At 66.1% G+C, this 16,445-nt stretch carries 13 protein-coding genes; 3 read left to right on the top strand and 10 right to left on the bottom strand.

The features are described 5' to 3' along the window. Positions 1-9: 9 nt before the first annotated feature. Together Q1A87_RS12240 and cysE are read left to right on the top strand one after the other, a co-directional pair. Positions 10-3,849, top strand: a complete 3,840-nt coding sequence (locus Q1A87_RS12240; protein WP_299651712.1) for a glycoside hydrolase/phage tail family protein — start codon at positions 10-12, stop codon at positions 3,847-3,849. Between the two features lie 63 nt (positions 3,850-3,912). Further along, on the top strand, positions 3,913-4,740 hold the full coding sequence (cysE, locus tag Q1A87_RS12235; protein WP_299651710.1) for a serine O-acetyltransferase: 828 nt from the start codon (positions 3,913-3,915) through the stop codon (positions 4,738-4,740). 8 nt (positions 4,741-4,748) lie between these two features. Here the strand turns inward: cysE and Q1A87_RS12230 are convergent, their stop codons facing one another. The 10 genes from Q1A87_RS12230 to Q1A87_RS12185 all read right to left on the bottom strand — a co-directional run bounded on the left by Q1A87_RS12230 (position 4,749) and on the right by Q1A87_RS12185 (position 15,201). After that, on the bottom strand, positions 4,749-6,155 hold the full coding sequence (locus Q1A87_RS12230; protein ID WP_299651708.1) for a pyruvate dehydrogenase complex dihydrolipoamide acetyltransferase: 1,407 nt from the start codon (positions 6,153-6,155) through the stop codon (positions 4,749-4,751). Positions 6,156-6,166: 11 nt separating this feature from the next. Then, positions 6,167-7,603, bottom strand: a complete 1,437-nt coding sequence (locus Q1A87_RS12225; RefSeq protein WP_299651706.1) for a pyruvate dehydrogenase complex E1 component subunit beta — start codon at positions 7,601-7,603, stop codon at positions 6,167-6,169. Beyond that, positions 7,604-8,623, bottom strand: coding sequence for a pyruvate dehydrogenase (acetyl-transferring) E1 component subunit alpha (gene pdhA, locus Q1A87_RS12220; protein WP_299651704.1), 1,020 nt, complete (start codon positions 8,621-8,623; stop codon positions 7,604-7,606). 276 nt (positions 8,624-8,899) lie between these two features. Beyond that, positions 8,900-9,199, bottom strand: coding sequence for a septum formation initiator family protein (locus tag Q1A87_RS12215; protein ID WP_299651702.1), 300 nt, complete (start codon positions 9,197-9,199; stop codon positions 8,900-8,902). Positions 9,200-9,302: 103 nt separating this feature from the next. After that, positions 9,303-10,196, bottom strand: a complete 894-nt coding sequence (locus Q1A87_RS12210) for a fructose bisphosphate aldolase (RefSeq protein WP_299651700.1) — start codon at positions 10,194-10,196, stop codon at positions 9,303-9,305. A 70-nt stretch (positions 10,197-10,266) separates the two neighbouring features. After that, positions 10,267-11,802 (bottom strand): hypothetical protein, encoded by a 1,536-nt coding sequence (locus Q1A87_RS12205; protein WP_299651698.1) that lies wholly within the window; start codon positions 11,800-11,802, stop codon positions 10,267-10,269. Positions 11,803-11,887: 85 nt separating this feature from the next. After that, positions 11,888-13,066: a phosphoglycerate kinase gene (locus tag Q1A87_RS12200; RefSeq protein ID WP_299651696.1), complete on the bottom strand. Its 1,179-nt coding sequence runs from the start codon at positions 13,064-13,066 to the stop codon at positions 11,888-11,890. A 206-nt stretch (positions 13,067-13,272) separates the two neighbouring features. After that, on the bottom strand, positions 13,273-14,283 hold the full coding sequence (gene gap / locus Q1A87_RS12195) for a type I glyceraldehyde-3-phosphate dehydrogenase (RefSeq protein ID WP_299651694.1): 1,011 nt from the start codon (positions 14,281-14,283) through the stop codon (positions 13,273-13,275). A 160-nt stretch (positions 14,284-14,443) separates the two neighbouring features. Continuing rightward, on the bottom strand, positions 14,444-14,587 hold the full coding sequence (locus Q1A87_RS12190) for a hypothetical protein (RefSeq protein ID WP_299651692.1): 144 nt from the start codon (positions 14,585-14,587) through the stop codon (positions 14,444-14,446). 50 nt (positions 14,588-14,637) lie between these two features. Further along, positions 14,638-15,201, bottom strand: a complete 564-nt coding sequence (locus Q1A87_RS12185) for a dienelactone hydrolase family protein (protein ID WP_299651690.1) — start codon at positions 15,199-15,201, stop codon at positions 14,638-14,640. A 283-nt stretch (positions 15,202-15,484) separates the two neighbouring features. Between Q1A87_RS12185 and Q1A87_RS12180 the strand changes: the two genes are divergently transcribed. Further along, positions 15,485-16,444 carry a DUF808 domain-containing protein gene (locus Q1A87_RS12180; RefSeq protein WP_299651688.1) on the top strand — a complete coding sequence of 320 codons (960 nt, stop codon included), beginning with the start codon at positions 15,485-15,487 and terminating at the stop codon, positions 16,442-16,444. Position 16,445: the final 1 nt, after the last annotated feature.

Genomic DNA, 16,445 nt, shown 5'->3' with positions numbered 1-16,445 from the left:
GGATCTTTTATGGCCACTCTAGTTCTGGGCGCTGCAGGCGCTGCGGTGGGCGGAAGTCTCGGCGGTTCTGTACTCGGCGCCAGTTCGGCCGCGTTGGGACGCGCGGCCGGCTCCGTCGTCGGAAGAGCACTTGATGAAGCTGTTCTCGGTAATGGATCGGATGCGATAGAGACCGGGAAGCTGGACCGTATACGCTTGATGGGCGCGTCCGAAGGTGCTGCGGTTCCACGCACTTTCGGGCGAACACGTATCGGGGGGCAGGTAATCTGGGCTTCGGACTTTGAGGAACACCGCTCTACGGTGGGCGGCGGCAAAGGCGGTCCTGCCCGACCTGAACAAGCTCGGTACAGCTATAGCGTATCGTTGGCTGTGGCGCTCTGTGAAGGAGAAATACGGCGCGTCGGCCGCATCTGGGCGGATGGAGTGGAGATTGCGAAAGACAGCCTTCATATCAGACTTTATCAAGGGTCAGAAGATCAGCAGCCAGACACACTTCTGGAAGCAATTCTTGGAGTCGGGCAAGCGCCCGCGTTCCGAGGCACCGCCTACGTCGTCATAGAGGATCTTGACCTTACTTCCTTTGGTAATCGTGTTCCTCAACTATCTTTCGAGGTAGTAAAATCGGTCAATGCAGACGGGTATGCGAAGGCTCCAGCAGATATTATCGAAGGGGTGGCACTCGTCCCGGGAACTGGCGAATACGCGCTCGCAACCACGGCTGTACACTATGATTACAGGTTAGGAGAAAAAGCCTCCGCGAACAGAAATTCAGTGCAGCGGGGAACTGACTTCGTAACAGCGGTCACTGACCTTGTCGAAGAGTTTCCGAACCTCAAATCGGTCTCATTAGTCGTAACCTGGTTTGGGAATGACCTTCGCTGCAGTAGGTGCGAAATACGGCCCTGTGTCGAGCAAAATAGATATGATGGCGCTCCCCAAGATTGGAATGTCGCCGGTATCAACCGTGAAGAAGCGCAGCGAGTTCCGTATATAGACGATAGGCCGATCTATGGCGGTACACCCAGCGACGAGTCGGTGAAGGAGGCGATACGGTATCTCCGGAGCCTCGATATCGACATTACATTCTATCCGTTCATATTGATGGATCAAATGACGGGAAACGGGCTCCCCGACCCATTCGGCGACGGCGAGCAAGCTTCCTTGCCGTGGCGAGGACGCCTCACGACAGAACTTGCGCCAGGCAGACCGGGAACCTCAGACAGGACATCTGGTGCGGAAGACGAGGTCAGATGGTTCTTCCATGGGGGCTCGCCCGACGGGTGGTCGTACAACCGTTTCATCATGCACTACGCAAAGCTTTGCGCCGAGGCGGGAGGTGTGGAGGCATTTTGTATCGGCTCGGAAATGCGATCCCTCACGCAAATTCGAGGTGAATTGGACTCGTTCCCGGCGGTGAAGGAACTTTGCCGTCTCGCAAGCCAAGTTAAGGCTATCCTGCCAGCGACGAAAATTAGCTATGCCGCTGACTGGTCGGAGTACTTTGGATACCATCCTTCAGACACGGGAAACGTGCATTTTCATCTTGATGCACTCTGGGCGCATGATGCCATCGATTTCATAGGTATAGATAATTATAAGCCGTTATCGGACTGGCGTGATCATCACGGGCATAAGGATTCTAAATTCCGATCAATTTATGACCAGACCTATCTTAAAGCAAATGTCGCGGGCGGCGAAGGCTTCGATTGGTACTATCCTACACCGGAGCATCGTGACACTCAGGATCGGGTTACGATAGCCGATGGAGAGTTTGGAGAAGACTGGATATGGAGGTATAAGGACCTTCGGAACTGGTGGGGGAATCCGCACTTCGATAGAATAGGGGGAGTGCGTTCGACAACACCGACAGAATGGGTGCCGCGGTCGAAGCCAATTCGGTTCACCGAGTATGGCTGCGCTGCGATCGACAAAGGTACGAACCAGCCGAACAAGTTTATCGATGTAAAATCGTCCGAGAGTTCGACTCCGTTCTATTCGAACGGGTCCAGGGATGATGCAATGCAGGCTGCGTACCACCAAGCGCTCATCGGCTATTGGCAGGATTTGGACAACAATCCTCTGATCGATCAGTCGGGTAACCGCATGATTGATCTGTCGCACAGCTTCGCATGGGCTTGGGACACCCGACCATGGCCCAATTTTCCGGAGATGGTCGATTTCTGGTCTGACGGTGTGAACCATGCGCGTGGGCATTGGCTTACGGGGCGCGCCAGCCTCCAGCCCCTCGGGTCAGTGATCGCGGAACTTTGTATCTCAAGCGGTATAACGTCTTTCGACGTATCGGAAGTTCGAGGGGTCCTTCGAGGATACTCGATCAACAGCAACCAATCCGCCCGAGCTGATCTTCAGCCGCTGCTTCTGGCATATGGGATCGAGGTCGCGGAAACCGCAGGGGTACTTCGTTTCTTCAGCAGAAGCGAGGCGGAGACGTTCGAACTCGACGCCGATCGATGTGTCAGAACCGATGGCCCCGTAATAGCCCGGCATCGCCAGGCCCAAGCCGAAACCTTCAAGAAAGTCGTCATCAGCCATACGGATGACGCTGGCAATTTTGAGACGAAAGTTGCGAGTGCCTGTTGCTCAGACGGCGGGACGATACCGCTTACGATGACGGAGCTACCGCTGGTTCTGACATCGGGGGAAGCCCAAGGTATCGTCGATAGGTTTCTAGCCGAATTACAAGATGCCAATGAGACCATCGAGTTCTCATTGCCACCGTCCAATGCCGAGGTCCGCGTTGGATCACTCGTCCGTTTCAAGGGAATGGATGACGTTTGGCGAGTGGACCGTATCCGGGATGGATTATTACGGAAGATCGAGGCTGTTCGAACGGACTTAAGCGTCTACGAGCCGGTCAATCGCAAGGAAGTCATTCGAAAACGCTCTCGCCCGCGCATCCCGCTTCCCGCCGAAATTCAGGTGCTCGATCTCCCTCTTTTGTCGAACGACCATCGGCCCCACGCGCCCTATATCGCCGCTACGGCCAATCCTTGGCCCGGGCCAATCGCGGTAACTTCGTCCATAGATGACAGTGACTACAAGCTGAATACGATTATCGAGACGCCTTCCGTGATCGGGATGACGTTGAACGAACTTGGTCCCGCGAGTCCCGCCGTATGGGACAACGGTCCGGAGGTGCTCGTTCGGGTTTCTGACGACGCACTCGAATCCGTGACGCTGCCGAAACTGCTCGCTGGTGCCAATGCCGCCGCCATAGGTGACGGAGGGCAGGGCGGCTGGGAGATTTTCCAGTTCCAGAATGCGCGTCTGGTCGAAAGGCGTGTCTGGGCTTTGTCCCGCAGGCTGCGCGGTCAGCGGGGGACTGAGCATGCGATACGTAATCCCTGGCCGGAGGGGAGCAGGATCGTGTTTCTCGATCCGTCCCTGACCCAACTCGACGTGCCGTCCGATGCGCTCGGGCTCGCGCGTCACTATTGTCATGGGCCCGCTGACTCTTCCATAGATAGTCCTGAATTCGAGCACATGGTCGTCGCTGCTTCCGGTGAGGGGCTCAAGCCCTACGCGCCCGTGCACCTGCGTCTCGAGATGGGCGCCAAGGGCATGGAGGCACGATGGATCCGGCGGTCCCGGACGAGCACAGAGGGGTGGAACTCGGTCGATGCGCCGCTCGCCGAACTTCGAGAAAGTTATCTGGTCAGGATCGAAGGTTCGGACGGCCGTCTCTTGCACGAAGATGTGGTAAACGAACCGGTATGCCACTTCGGTTTCGAGATGGTGTCTGCCTGGGACCATGCGACGGTCCTCGAAGTCGCGCAGATCTCGGACCAGATCGGCCCCGGATACTTCGCCACCGCGACGTTGCCATGATATCATTTGCCCCGGTTCGGCTTCCGACCTATCTGGGAGACCCGACAGAGCGGAGTTCACATCATGGCGATGGCGGAAACATATCTCAGGACAGTCGATCCCGTCTGGTCACGAGTCCTTGAGGAGGCGAAGGATGCGATCCGCGACGAACCGCTTCTCGGGGGGCTCGTCCATTCCTCGATTCTGCATCACAGTTCGATCGACAAGGCTCTGGCCTACAGGTTCGCACAGAAGCTCTCCTCGGCGGAAATGAGCGAGCAGATCCTGCGGGAAATTGCGGAACTCGCATTCGCGGACGACCCGACCATCATCGAAGCGGCGCGGGCGGACATCATCGCCGTCTTCGATCGCGACCCCGCCTGCAACCGATTGATCCAGCCGATCCTGTTCTTCAAGGGGTTTCAGGCGCTTCTTGCATTTCGGGTCGGGCACTGGCTCTGGTCGAACCGGCGACGGGACCTGGCCTACTTCGTCCAGATGCGGGCCAGCGAGATCTACGGCGTGGATATCCATCCCGGTGCGCGTTTGGGCCGGGGAATCATGATCGACCACGCACATTCCATCGTGATCGGGGAAACGTCCGTGGTGGGTGACAACGTCTCCATGCTGCATTCGGTCACGCTCGGCGGAACCGGCAAGGAACATGACGATCGTCACCCGAAGATCGGCGACGGCGTCCTGATCGGGGCCGGCGCCAAGGTCCTCGGCAACATCTCCGTCGGATATTGCTCCCGGATCGCCGCGGGCTCGGTCGTCCTGACAGACGTGCCGCCGATGAAGACGGTGGCCGGCGTGCCGGCGCGCATCGTCGGCGAGGCGGGCTGCGCGCAGCCGTCGGCCACCATGAACCAGCTCATCGAAGCGCAGCCCTCCGACAAGGCGAAGGGCTGACGCTGCGATCAGGCGAGCATGGTGATCGGACTCGTCATGTTCTCCGTGAACGCTTCGAGGAACTTCGCGCCGAGGGCACCGTCGATCACCCGGTGATCCACGCTCAGGGTCACCGACATCACGGTCGCGACCTTGACCTCGCCGTCACCTCCGACGATCGGCTTCTTCACGCCCGCACCGACGGCAAGGATCGAACCGTGCGGCGGGTTGATGACGGCGTCGAAGTTCTCGATCCCGAACATGCCGAGGTTGGAAATCGCGAAGCTCCCGCCCTGGTATTCGTGCGGTGCGAGCTTCCGGCTGCGGGCTCGACTTGCGAGGTCCTTCATCTCGGATGAGATTGTGCTCAGCGACTTCGTGTCCGCATCCTTCAGGACAGGCGTGAACAACCCGCCCTCCACGGCCACGGCCACGGCGACGTCCGAGGGAGTCAGCTTCAGGATTCGGTCCCCCGCCCAGACGGCGTTGGCGTCGGGCGCCTGCTGCAGGGCGAGCGCGCCGGCCTTGATGATGAAGTCGTTGACCGACAGCTTCACGCCCCGGCTCTCGAGCTGCTTGTTCAGGTCCGAACGGAACGCCAGCAGCGGGTCGAGCACGATGTCCCGCCGCAGGTAGAAATGCGGGATCGTCTGCTTCGCTTCGGTGAGACGGGCGGCGATCGTGCGCCGCATTCCGTCGAGCTTCACCTCCTCGAAGGCGCGACCCTCGTACATCTTGAGGACTTGATCGGCGCCCATGCCGACGGGCATCGCCGGCTTCGCGCCGTCCGTGGCCTTCGGCGCCTCGGCCTCGGGCTTCGTCTGCGGCGCAGCGTCCGGCGCCTTGGTCTCCGGCGCGGCGTCCGGCTCGGCGTTCTCCACGTCGACCTTCACGATGCGTCCGCGGGGACCGGACCCCTTGATCGCCGACAGGTCCAGCCCGCGATCCTTCGCGATGCGGCGGGCGAGGGGGGTCGCGAAAACGCGGTCGCCGTCCCCGGAGGGCCGGGGCGCGGCGGCCTTTTCGGGCGCATCCGGCGACGCGGCGTCGGCCGCCGCGCCGGACGTGCCGTCATCCGCGCCGCCATCCTCGCGTCCGTATCCCTTCTGCGGCTCGGTCCGTCCGCTCGGCTCGGCCGGCGCGACATGCGAGGAGCCATCGGACGTTACGTCGTCGGCTGCGGACGCGTCCTCGCCCTCTTCCAGCAGGACGGCGATCGGAGCGTTGACCTTCACGCCCTCGGTCCCCTCCGCCACGAGGAGCTTGCCGACGACGCCCTCGTCGACCGCCTCGAACTCCATCGTCGCCTTGTCCGTCTCGATCTCGGCCAGCAGGTCGCCGGAGGAGACGGTGTCGCCCTCCTTCACCAGCCATTTCGCGAGCGTGCCCTCCTCCATCGTGGGGGAGAGTGCGGGCATCAGGATCTCGGTCGCCATCTCGGTCTCCCTCAGCGGTAGGTCACGGTGTGGACGGCCTCGATCACCTCTTCGGTGGTGACGAGCGCCAGCTTCTCGAGGTTCGCGGCGTAGGGCATCGGCACGTCCTTCCCGGTGCAGGTGACGACCGGCGCGTCGAGGTAGTCGAAGGCGCGCTGCATGATTGTCGAGGCCATGTGGTCGGAATAGCTCGCCACCGGGAACCCTTCCTCCACGAGCACGCAGCGGTTCGTCTTCATCACCGAGGCCAGCACGGTGTCGTAGTCGACGGGGCGCAGCGTGCGCAGGTCGATCACCTCCACCTCGATCCCGTCCCCCGCGAGCTTCTCGGCCGCCTCGAGCGCGTAGGTCATGCCGATGCCCCAGGACACGATCGTCGCGTCATTCCCCTCGCGCCAGATCCGGGCCTTGCCGAAGGGCACGGTGAAGTCGTCGAGCTTCGGGACCTCGAAGGACTTGCCGTAGAGGATCTCGTTCTCGAGGAAGATCACCGGGTTCGGATCGCGGATCGCCGATTTTAAAAGGCCCTTCGCGTCCGACGCCGAATAAGGCATCGCGACCTTCAGGCCCGGGATCGACGAATACCATGCCGCATAATCTTGGCTGTGCTGGGCCGCGACGCGGGCCGCCGCGCCGTTCGGGCCGCGGAACACCATCGGACAGCCCATCTGGCCGCCCGACATGTAGAGCGTCTTGGCGGCCGAGTTGATGATCTGGTCCATCGCCTGCATGGCGAAGTTGAAGGTCATGAACTCGACGATCGGCCTGAGCCCGCCGAAGGCCGCGCCGACCGCGATTCCGGCGAAGCCGTGCTCGGTGATCGGCGTGTCGATCACGCGCTTGTCGCCGAACTCGTCGAGCAGGCCCTGACTGATCTTGTAGGCGCCCTGATACTCGGCCACCTCCTCGCCCATCAGGAACACGTCGCCGTCGCGGCGCATCTCCTCGGCCATCGCGTCGCGAAGCGCCTCGCGCACGGTGGTCGTCACCGTCTCGGTCCCCTCGGGCCAGTCCGGCCCGGCCTTCGATTGCGGCGACAGTTTCTCCTCGGCGACGCGGGCAGGGGCCTTCTCCGTACCCTTGCCGCGCGGTTCGTCCGACTCCGGTCGTTCCATCTCCGCGGGATCAGGGGCCTCCGCCCCGTCCTCCGAGGCCGGGGCCTCCGGAGCGGAGGAGGACGCGCTGTCGATGTCGTCGGCGCTCTCGCCCTCCTCGAGCAGGACGGCAATCGCCACGTTGACCTTCACCCCCTCGGTGCCCTCGGCCACGAGGATCTTGCCGATCGTGCCCTCGTCGACGGCCTCGAACTCCATCGTGGCCTTGTCGGTCTCGATCTCGGCCAGGATGTCGCCGGAGGACACGGTGTCGCCCTCCTTCACCAGCCACTTCGCCAGCGTGCCCTCCTCCATCGTGGGGGAAAGGGCGGGCATCAGGATCTCGGTCGCCATTTACACGGTCTCCTGCGGGATTTCCTTGGAATAGATGTCGGTCCAGAGCTCGTCGACCGCAGGTTCCGGGCTCTCCTTCGCGAACTCGGCGCTCTCGTTGATGACTTCCTTGATCTCCTTGTCGACCGCCTTCAGGTCGTCCTCGGAGGCGTGGTCGCCGGTCAGCAGCATCTGGCGCACCATCTCGATCGCGTCGCGCTCCTCGCGCATCTTCTGCACCTCGTCGCGGGTCCGGTACTTCGCCGGGTCCGACATCGAATGCCCGCGGTAGCGGTAGGTCTTCATCTCGAGGATGTAGGGTCCCTTGCCGGCGCGGCAGTATTCCGTGGCCCGGAGCCCCGCGTCGCGCACGGCGAGCACGTCCATGCCATCGACCTCCTCGCCCTCGATCCCGTAGGACGCGCCGCGCTCCCAGTAGGAGGGCGACTTTGTCGAGCGCTTGGTCGAGGTGCCCATCGCGTACTGGTTGTTCTCGATCACGAAGACCACCGGCAGGTCCCAGAGCTCCGCCATGTTGTAGGTCTCGTAGACCTGCCCCTGATTGGCCGCGCCGTCGCCGAAATAGGTGAAGGTGACGTTGTCGTTGCCCCGGTAGAGGTCCGAGAGCGCCAGCCCGGCGCCGATCGGCACCTGCGCCGCGACGATGCCGTGCCCACCGTAGAAGTGCTTCTCCTTGGAGAACATGTGCATGGAGCCGCCCTTGCCCTTGGAGTAGCCTCCCTCGCGGCCCGTCAGCTCCGCCATCACGCCCTTCGGGTCCATCCCGCAGGCCAGCATGTGCCCGTGGTCGCGGTAGGAGGTGACGCGCTTGTCGCCCTCCTTCGCCGCCGCCTCGAGGCCGACGACGACCGCTTCCTGGCCGATATAGAGGTGACAGAAGCCGCCGATCAGGCCCATCCCGTAGAGCTGCCCCGCCTTCTCCTCGAACCTTCGGATCAGGAGCATGTCGCGATAATATTGCAGCAGGTCGTCCTTGGAGACGTTGGGCGTGGCCCTCTCAGCGGTCTTGCGCGGCGCCATGGCGGTCGTCCTCCGGTCGCGGGATTCGTTCAACGTTAAACTATCGCTAACGGAAACGATTCCGGGGTAAAAGCGCCAAAGCCGGCTTTTCGTTCCACGCATGGGGGGCGGCCCGCTTTGACGTGCGCTGATGCCGCGGGTCGTCGGAACCGGATCGAAGCCTGTACACCCGACCGCCCCCTATGGCGGGGGCTCCCCTCCAACCGCGCTCGGGGGCTGCCCTCGACGCAATATCGCGGGTCCGGGCGTCCGTTCGTGGCTCGAAAGCCCCGCGCGTCACTCCACCACGATCTCGTCGATCCGTGCGACGCCGAGCACCATCCGGGCTCGCTCGTCCAGCAGGTCGAGGTCGAGGTAATCGTCCGAGAGCCGCCGCGTCCGGTCGCGCATCCGGTCGACCTCCGCGTCGAGCAGCGCCAGCTCCGCCTCCAGCGTCTCCCGCGTGGCGTCGAGCTCGACCCGCCGGAAGACGCCGTATTCCCCCTGCACGGCCGCGAAGACGAAATAGGCTGCGAAGCCGAGCAGCGCGACCGGGAGCAGGAGGCCGTAGCCCGGGCTTCGACGTCGGGATGCCATGTTCGTCTCCGGCTGGCGTCGCGCCGGTCCGTGGCGCACCGCGGGTATGGCATGGGGGCCCCGGTCCGGGAATCCCCTCGCGCGATCCGGGGCCCGGGCGTTGTCAGCCGGCCACGGAGGCGTCGCGGATCGAGTCGATCGTCGCGCCGATGTTGCGCTCGAAGGTCGCGTCGTCCTGATCGTCGGCGAGGCCCTCGGTCAGCGCGCGGCTGAAGCTCGCCACCATGCCGCGGTTCTGCGCCAGCCGCGCGTTGGCCTCCTCGCGCGAATAGCCACCCGAGAGCGCCACGACCTTCATCACCCGCGGATGGTCGATCAGCGCGCCGTAGAACCCGGCCTCCTCGGGCAGGGTCAGCTTCAGCATGATCTGGTCGTCGCCCGTCATCGCCTCCAGCCGCGACAGGATCGCCGCGCGCAGCAGCGCCTCCGCCTCGGCCTTGTCGGAGATCGAGATCGTCACCTCCGGCTCGAGGATCGGGACGAGGTCGTGCGACAGGACCTGCCGGCCCACCTCGAACTGCTGCTCCACGATTGCGTCGATCCCGGCCGTGTCGGCGGCGTTGATGACCGAGCGTTCCTTGGTGCCGAAGATGCCCTTCTCCTTCGCCCGCGCGAGCGTCGCATCGAGATCCGGCATCGGCTTCATTAGCTGCACGCCCTGCGATTCCTCGGCGAGGCCCTTGTCGATCTTGAGGAACGGCACGACGCCGCGCTGCTCCCACAGATACGTCGCGGCGGGCATGCCGTCGAAGCTGCGGTCCATCGTCTGCTCGAACAGGATCGCGCCGATCACCTTCTCGCCGGTGAAGGCCGGCGCCTTCACGATCCGCTCCCGCATGGCGTGGATCAGGTCGAACATCTCGTCCTCGCCCGAATAACGGTCCTCCTCGATCCCGTAGAGGCGCAGCGCCTTGGGCGTGGACCCGCCCGACTGGTCGAGCGCGGCGATGAAGCCCTGACCTTCGCGGATCTTGGCGGCTTGTGTCTGGTCGGGCATCGAAATCTCCGGAAATGAACGTGTCGCGTCGGATTAGGGGGCACGCGCGCGTCAGGCAAGCGTGGTTGCGCTAACGGGCGAGCCAGGCATCCGTGGCGCGCGAGGCGGCCTCCTGCGCCACCGGCGCCCAGGTGCCCGCGGCCTCGGACGGCACGGCCCGGTCGATCCGGGCCAGCAGGTCGGCCGCGCCCCGATCGCCCGACGCCGCAGCGACGGTCGCGTAGAGCAGCGCGACGCGCAGCGAGCGGGTCGCCCCGATCCCGGTCAGATGCGCCTCCGCCCGCGCGCGCAGCTCCGCCAGCGGCGCGGCGAGGTCGTCCGGCCCGGGCTCGGGCGCCGCCTCCTGCATCCGCAGGACCGTGGCGAAGGGCAGGTCGCGCTCCAGATCGTCGAGCAGGCGCGCGAGCCCCGGGGCACCCGTGGGCCCGGCCGCCAGCGCCTGCGCATAGGCCGCCTGCGGATCGGTGTCGGTCAGCGCGCGGGCCAGCGCCAGCGCGACTTCCCCGTCGCCGTCCCCGGCCAGCGGCGTCAGCAGCTCGCGTGCCAGCGCCGGATTGCGCGGCGCGCGCTTCCCCTCGAGGAGCGCCATCCCGACCGCCCGCCGCGCCTCGGGGCTCAACTGCTCCGGCGTCTCCCGCGCCATCCGCACCAGTTCCACCGGCAGCACGTCGCGCTCGGCGGCGGTGCTCTGTCCGACGGTCGGCTCCAGCAGGAGGATGGCGGGCAGCGGGTCGGACTCGATCCGCACGAAATCGTCCCAGTCGACGAGGCGCGGCGCGCTCGGGGCGAACCCGGTCTCGATCACCAGCCGGTCCGGGTCCGCGACGAAGGCGGTCCAGCCGCGGCCCAACGTCCGGGCGAGGTCCTGCACCGCTTGCGGCAGCGATTCCGGGTCGGTCGCGCCGAATGCGTCGGCGACGCTGCCCTCCACGAAGTCCGTGCTTAGCGCAGGGTCGGTGAGCGGCGGCGGCAGGAAGGGCCGCGCGATCTCCCAGCCGCCGAGATTCTCGATCGCGACCGAGGCATGGCTGAGCTGCGCGACCGGCTCCATGTCCGGCTCCGCCCCGCGGAACCAGAGGTAGTCGAAATCCGCCGAGACCTCCACGCCGAGCAGCCCGTCGATCCGCGCCCGCGCATCCGCGACGAGCCCCGCCGAGGGCACGTCGTAGGCGTAGTCGATCACCAGCTCCGGCAGGACCAAATTGCCGCCCGGCAGGCTCGCCGCGACAGCCATCGCCGCGAGCGGCAGGCAGGTCTTCGGCACCACGACGTCGCGGATCGAGAGCTGGCCGTCGAAGCGCGCGACGGCGAGCGGCTCGTCGGTCGCGATCTCGATCCGTCCGACCGAGATCGGGCAGGGCAGGGTGCCGGTCATCTCCGGCGGCAGCGTCATCTCGACGCCTTCCAGCACCGTGCGCCCGTCGAGCAGCGCGACCGAGAGGTCGGAATAGGTCAGGTCCACCTGCGTTCGCAGCGTGATCAGCCCGTACTGGATCACCTGCGCGGCGAGCCTGTCGGGGTCGACGAGGTCCCACCAGCTCCGCTCCTGCGCGGTCGCGGGGGCGGCACCGGCCACGAGGGCCGTGCAGAGAAGGAGGCGGTGCATCGGAATCTCTCCGGGTCGGTGGCGTCGGCCCGACCCTACGACCCCCCGCCCCGAAAGCAAACGCCCGCGACGGGCGATCGGCCGCTCAGCCTTCGAGCGCCGCGACCCCCGGCAGCGTCTTGCCCTCCAGCCATTCGAGGAACGCGCCCCCGGCGGTGGAGATGTAGGTGAAGTCGTCGGCCACGCCCGCGCGGTTCAGCGCCGAGACCGTATCGCCCCCGCCCGCGACCGAGACGAGCTTGCCGGCCTGCGTCAGCTCCGCCGCGTAGCGGGCCGCGTCCACGGTCCCCGCGTCGAAGGGCGGAATCTCGAAGGCGCCGAGCGGGCCGTTCCAGACCAGCGTGGCGCAGCCGTCGAGGACGGTGCGGATATGCGCGACCGAGTCGGGGCCGGTGTCGAGGATCATGTGCCCGTCCGGCACGTCCTCCACCTTCACGACGCGACTCGGCGCGTTCGCCTCGAACGCCTCGGCCACGACCACGTCGCGGGGCAGCAGGATGGTGCAGCCCTCGGCCTCGGCCTTGGCGGCGATGTCGCGGGCCGTGTCCGCGAGGTCGTGCTCGCAGAGGCTCCGCTTCACGTCGAGGCCCTGCGCGGCGAGGAAGGTGTTGGCCATGCCGCCGCCGATGATGAGGTGCTGCACGCGGGTGACGAGGTTCGAGAGCAGTTCGAGCTTGGTCGAGACCTTCGCCCCGCCCACCAGCGCCGCGACCGGCGGCTTCGGCGAGCCGAGCGCGGCCTCGAGCGCTTCGAGCTCGGCCTGCATCGACCGGCCGGCACAGGCGGGCAGGAGGCGGGCCAGCGCCTCGGTCGAGGCATGGGCGCGGTGCGCGGCGGAGAAGGCGTCGTTGCAATAGACGTCGCCGACGGAGGCGAGCCGTTTGGCGAAGCCCTCGTCGTTCGCCTCCTCGCCCGGATTGAAGCGCAGGTTCTCGAAGAGCAGCACGTCGCCCTCCGACATCTTCGACACCGCGTCGCCGTAGCCGCCATCCGCGAACCCGACCTCGGTGCCGAACGCCTCCGCCAGCGCGGGGACGATCTGGCGGAGCGACATCTCGGGGACGACCTTGCCCTTGGGCCGGCCGAAATGGGCGAGCAGGACGACCTTCGCCCCGGCGTCGCGCAGGTCGCGGATCGTGGGGGCGACGCGGTCGATCCGGGTCGTGTCGGTGACGCGCCCGTCCTCGACCGGCACGTTGACGTCCACGCGGGTCAGGACCACGCGGCCGTCGAGGTCCATGTCGTCGAGCGTCTTGAAGGCCATGATCGTCTCCCGGGGGTCGGGTTACCCGTGGGTAACGCAAGTCGTTGTAAATGCTTGGTAAATTTTCGGGGCGAGCGTACGGTCGGAGGAGGGGCGGCGCGGCAGGAGGAGCGCCTTGATATGCAATAACGACCGGGCGGCTGCGGACAGGTTCTGCGAACCTGCCGCCTTGCCGCCGGGCGTCCTCGCCGACGCTCGGACGCCCTTTACAGCTTGCCCATCGCGACGGCGGTGTCGGCCATCCGGTTCGAGAAGCCCCATTCGTTGTCGTACCAGGTCAGGATGCGGCACATCTTGCCGTTCTCCATGACCTTGGTCTGGTCGAGGTGGAAGGTCGAGGAATGCGGGTCGTGGTTGAAATCCACCGAGACCAGCGGCGCGTCGCAATAGGCCAGCACGCCCTTCAGCTTGCCGTCGGCCGCCGCGCGGATCGCGTCGTTGATCTCCTCCACGGAGGTGTCGCGGGAGGCGGTGAAGGTCAGGTCCACGACCGAGACGTTGGGCGTCGGCACCCGGATCGCCACGCCGTCGAGCTTGCCGTTCAGTTCCGGCAGGACGAGGCCCACGGCCTTGGCCGCGCCGGTCGAGGTCGGGATCATCGACAGGGCGGCGGCGCGGCCCCGGTAGAGATCCTTGTGCATCGTGTCGAGCGTCGGCTGGTCGCCGGTGTAGGAGTGGATCGTGGTCATGAAGCCGCGCTCGATCCCGATGGCCTCGTTCAGGACGTAGGCGACGGGGGCGAGGCAGTTCGTCGTGCAGGACGCGTTCGAGACCACGAGGTCGTCGGCCGTCAGCACGTCCTGGTTAACGCCGTAGACGATGGTCTTGATCTGGTCGGGCCGCTCGGCCGAGACGGGGGCGGAGACGAGCACCTTCTTCGAGCCGTTCTCGAGATGGATCTTCGCCTTGTCGTAGGTGGTGAAGATGCCGGTGCATTCGAGCGCCACGTCGACATCCTGCCAGGGCAGCTCCTTCGGGTCGCGCAGCGCGGTGACGCGAATCTCGCCGTGGCCGACGTCGATGCCGTTCTCGGTCACCTTCACCTCGGCGGGGAAGCGGCCGTGGACACTGTCGTAGCGCAGCAGGTGGGCGTTGGTCTCCACCGGGCCCAGATCGTTGATCGCGACGACCTCGATATCCTTGCGGCCGGATTCGACGATCCCGCGCAAGACGTTGCGGCCGATGCGGCCGAAGCCGTTGATTGCTACCTTGACCATGCGTTCCCCCTGAAACGGTTCCGTGTGGCGGAGCGGCGGCCGCCCCGGTTTCGCCCGAGGCGGTATCACGGCCGCGCCGCGCATAGCAACTGGGGCTTGGGGCGCCGGCGACCAGGGTGGCGCCCGCGAGGTCCCCGACGGCCGGGCGCCGCGCCGCGCCCTAGCGCCAGAAGGCGAGCCAGGCGACGAACTCCACCATCCGCCGCGCTAGGAAGACCAGCGCCGCGCCGTCGTTGAGGACGACGTCCGCGCCGATGGCACAGAGCAGGGCGAGCGCGAGGAACAGGGCCGTGGCGTTGGTCATGGCGCCACGTTTCGGGGCCGCCGCCGTCGATGGCAAGACCCGCGGCCCGGTCAGAGCGATGCGAGGAAGGCGAGGCAGCGTTCGAGACACAGCTCGGCCGCGCCGGCATGGTAATCGGGCAGCGCGGGGTCGAGGAAATAGTGGCCGACCCCGTCGTAGCGGTGGATCGCGAGGGCGGCGCTGGCGCGGGGATCGCCGGCCCAGGCCTCGAGGTAGGTCTCGTCGTCGAACGGGTCGGGCCGTGCGAGATGCGCCGCGACGGGAAGGTCGGGGCGCGGCAGGCCGGACCAGTCGGCGGGGCCCGCGATCAGGATGGCCCCGCGCGTGACGGGCCGGTCGGACCAGAGCGTGCCGACCCGGAACGCACCGGCGGAGATGCCGGCCAGCACGGCGTCCGCGTCGGCGTCGTCGAGGGCGGCGCGGGCCCGGCCCTCGACCGTCTCCGCGCCGATCTCGTCGGCGAGCGCGAAGCCCGCGGCATAGGTCCCGGCCGTGCGACCGGCATAGAGGTCGGGCAGCAGGACGGAATGGCCGTCGTCGCGGAACCGGTCCGCGATGTCGCGCTCCGCGTCGCGCAGCCCGAGGATGGCGTGGAAGAGGACGATCTGGACCATGCGGGCGAGCCTACGTCATGGCGCGGCCGTTGAGAACGACGTTCGCGTCGGGCCAAGTTGAAAGACGCTCGCGCGGGCATGGTGGATGCGTCCCGCCTGGTGGCACGCCCGTTTCCCGGCGATGGATGTGGATGCGAGGCGGACCGGGCCGGGGCTCGAACCCCCGCCTGCCGATCCCGGTCCGCGCGGCGGGCGTTGACCCGGGGCGCGCGGGGCTAGATCGTGCCATCCTGACGGCGCCGGATTCGGGCGCAGCGATCGGACGACCGGATCTGGAGACGGCATGAGCGGATTACTGGCACTTCTCGACGACGTGGCGGCCATCGCCAAGGTGGCCTCGGCCTCGATCGACGACATCGCGAGCCAGGCGGCGCGGGCGGGGGTCAAGGCGGCGGGCGCGGTGATCGACGATGCGGCCGTGACGCCGAAATACGTCCACGGCTTCCAGGCCGCGCGGGAGCTGCCGATCGTGTGGAAGATCGCGCGGGCGAGCATCTTCAACAAGATCGTCATCCTGCTGCCGATCGCGATGCTGCTGTCGCGTTTCGCGCCCTGGGTGATCCCGTACCTGCTCCTGCTCGGCGGGCTCTACCTCTGCTACGAGGGGGCGGAGAAGGTGTATCACTGGCTTGTCCCGCACGACACGCTGTCGAAGATCGATCCGGACGCGACGCCGCTCGACGCGACGCATCTGGAGGAGCAGCGGGTCAAGGGGGCGATCAAGACCGACTTCATCCTGTCGGCGGAGATCATGACGATCATCCTCGCCGCGCTCGACCCCGACCAGTCGGTCTGGTTCGAGGCGGCGGCGCTGGGCCTGGCCGGGATCGGGATCACGGTAATCGTCTACGGCGCGGTCGCGGTGATCGTGAAGGCCGACGACGTGGGGCTCGCGCTGGCCGAGGGCGCGCGGACCGAGGCGGTGCGTGCGATCGGCCGGGGCATCGTGCGGGGCATGCCGACCTTCCTGAAGCTGCTGACGATCGTGGGCACGGCGGCGATGATCTGGGTCGGCGGCTCGATCGTCGTGCATGCGGTGGGCGAGATCGTCTGGCACGGGCCCTACGAGGTGATCCACCATGCCGCGGTCTGGGTCGCCGACCGCGTGCCGGCGTCCCTGCACGGAGCGGTCGAGTGGACGGTGACGGCGCTGCTCGACGGGATCGTGGGGCTGGCGCTGGGTCTGCTGCTGATCCCGGTGGTGGGGCTCGTGAAGGGTGGCGTTAACTCTAACGCACATTGAC

The organism is uncultured Jannaschia sp., from assembly GCF_947494055.1.
Lineage (GTDB): Bacteria > Pseudomonadota > Alphaproteobacteria > Rhodobacterales > Rhodobacteraceae > Jannaschia.
The sequence above is the reverse complement of the archived record's forward strand: the minus strand, read 5'-3'. Positions and strand labels throughout refer to the sequence as shown.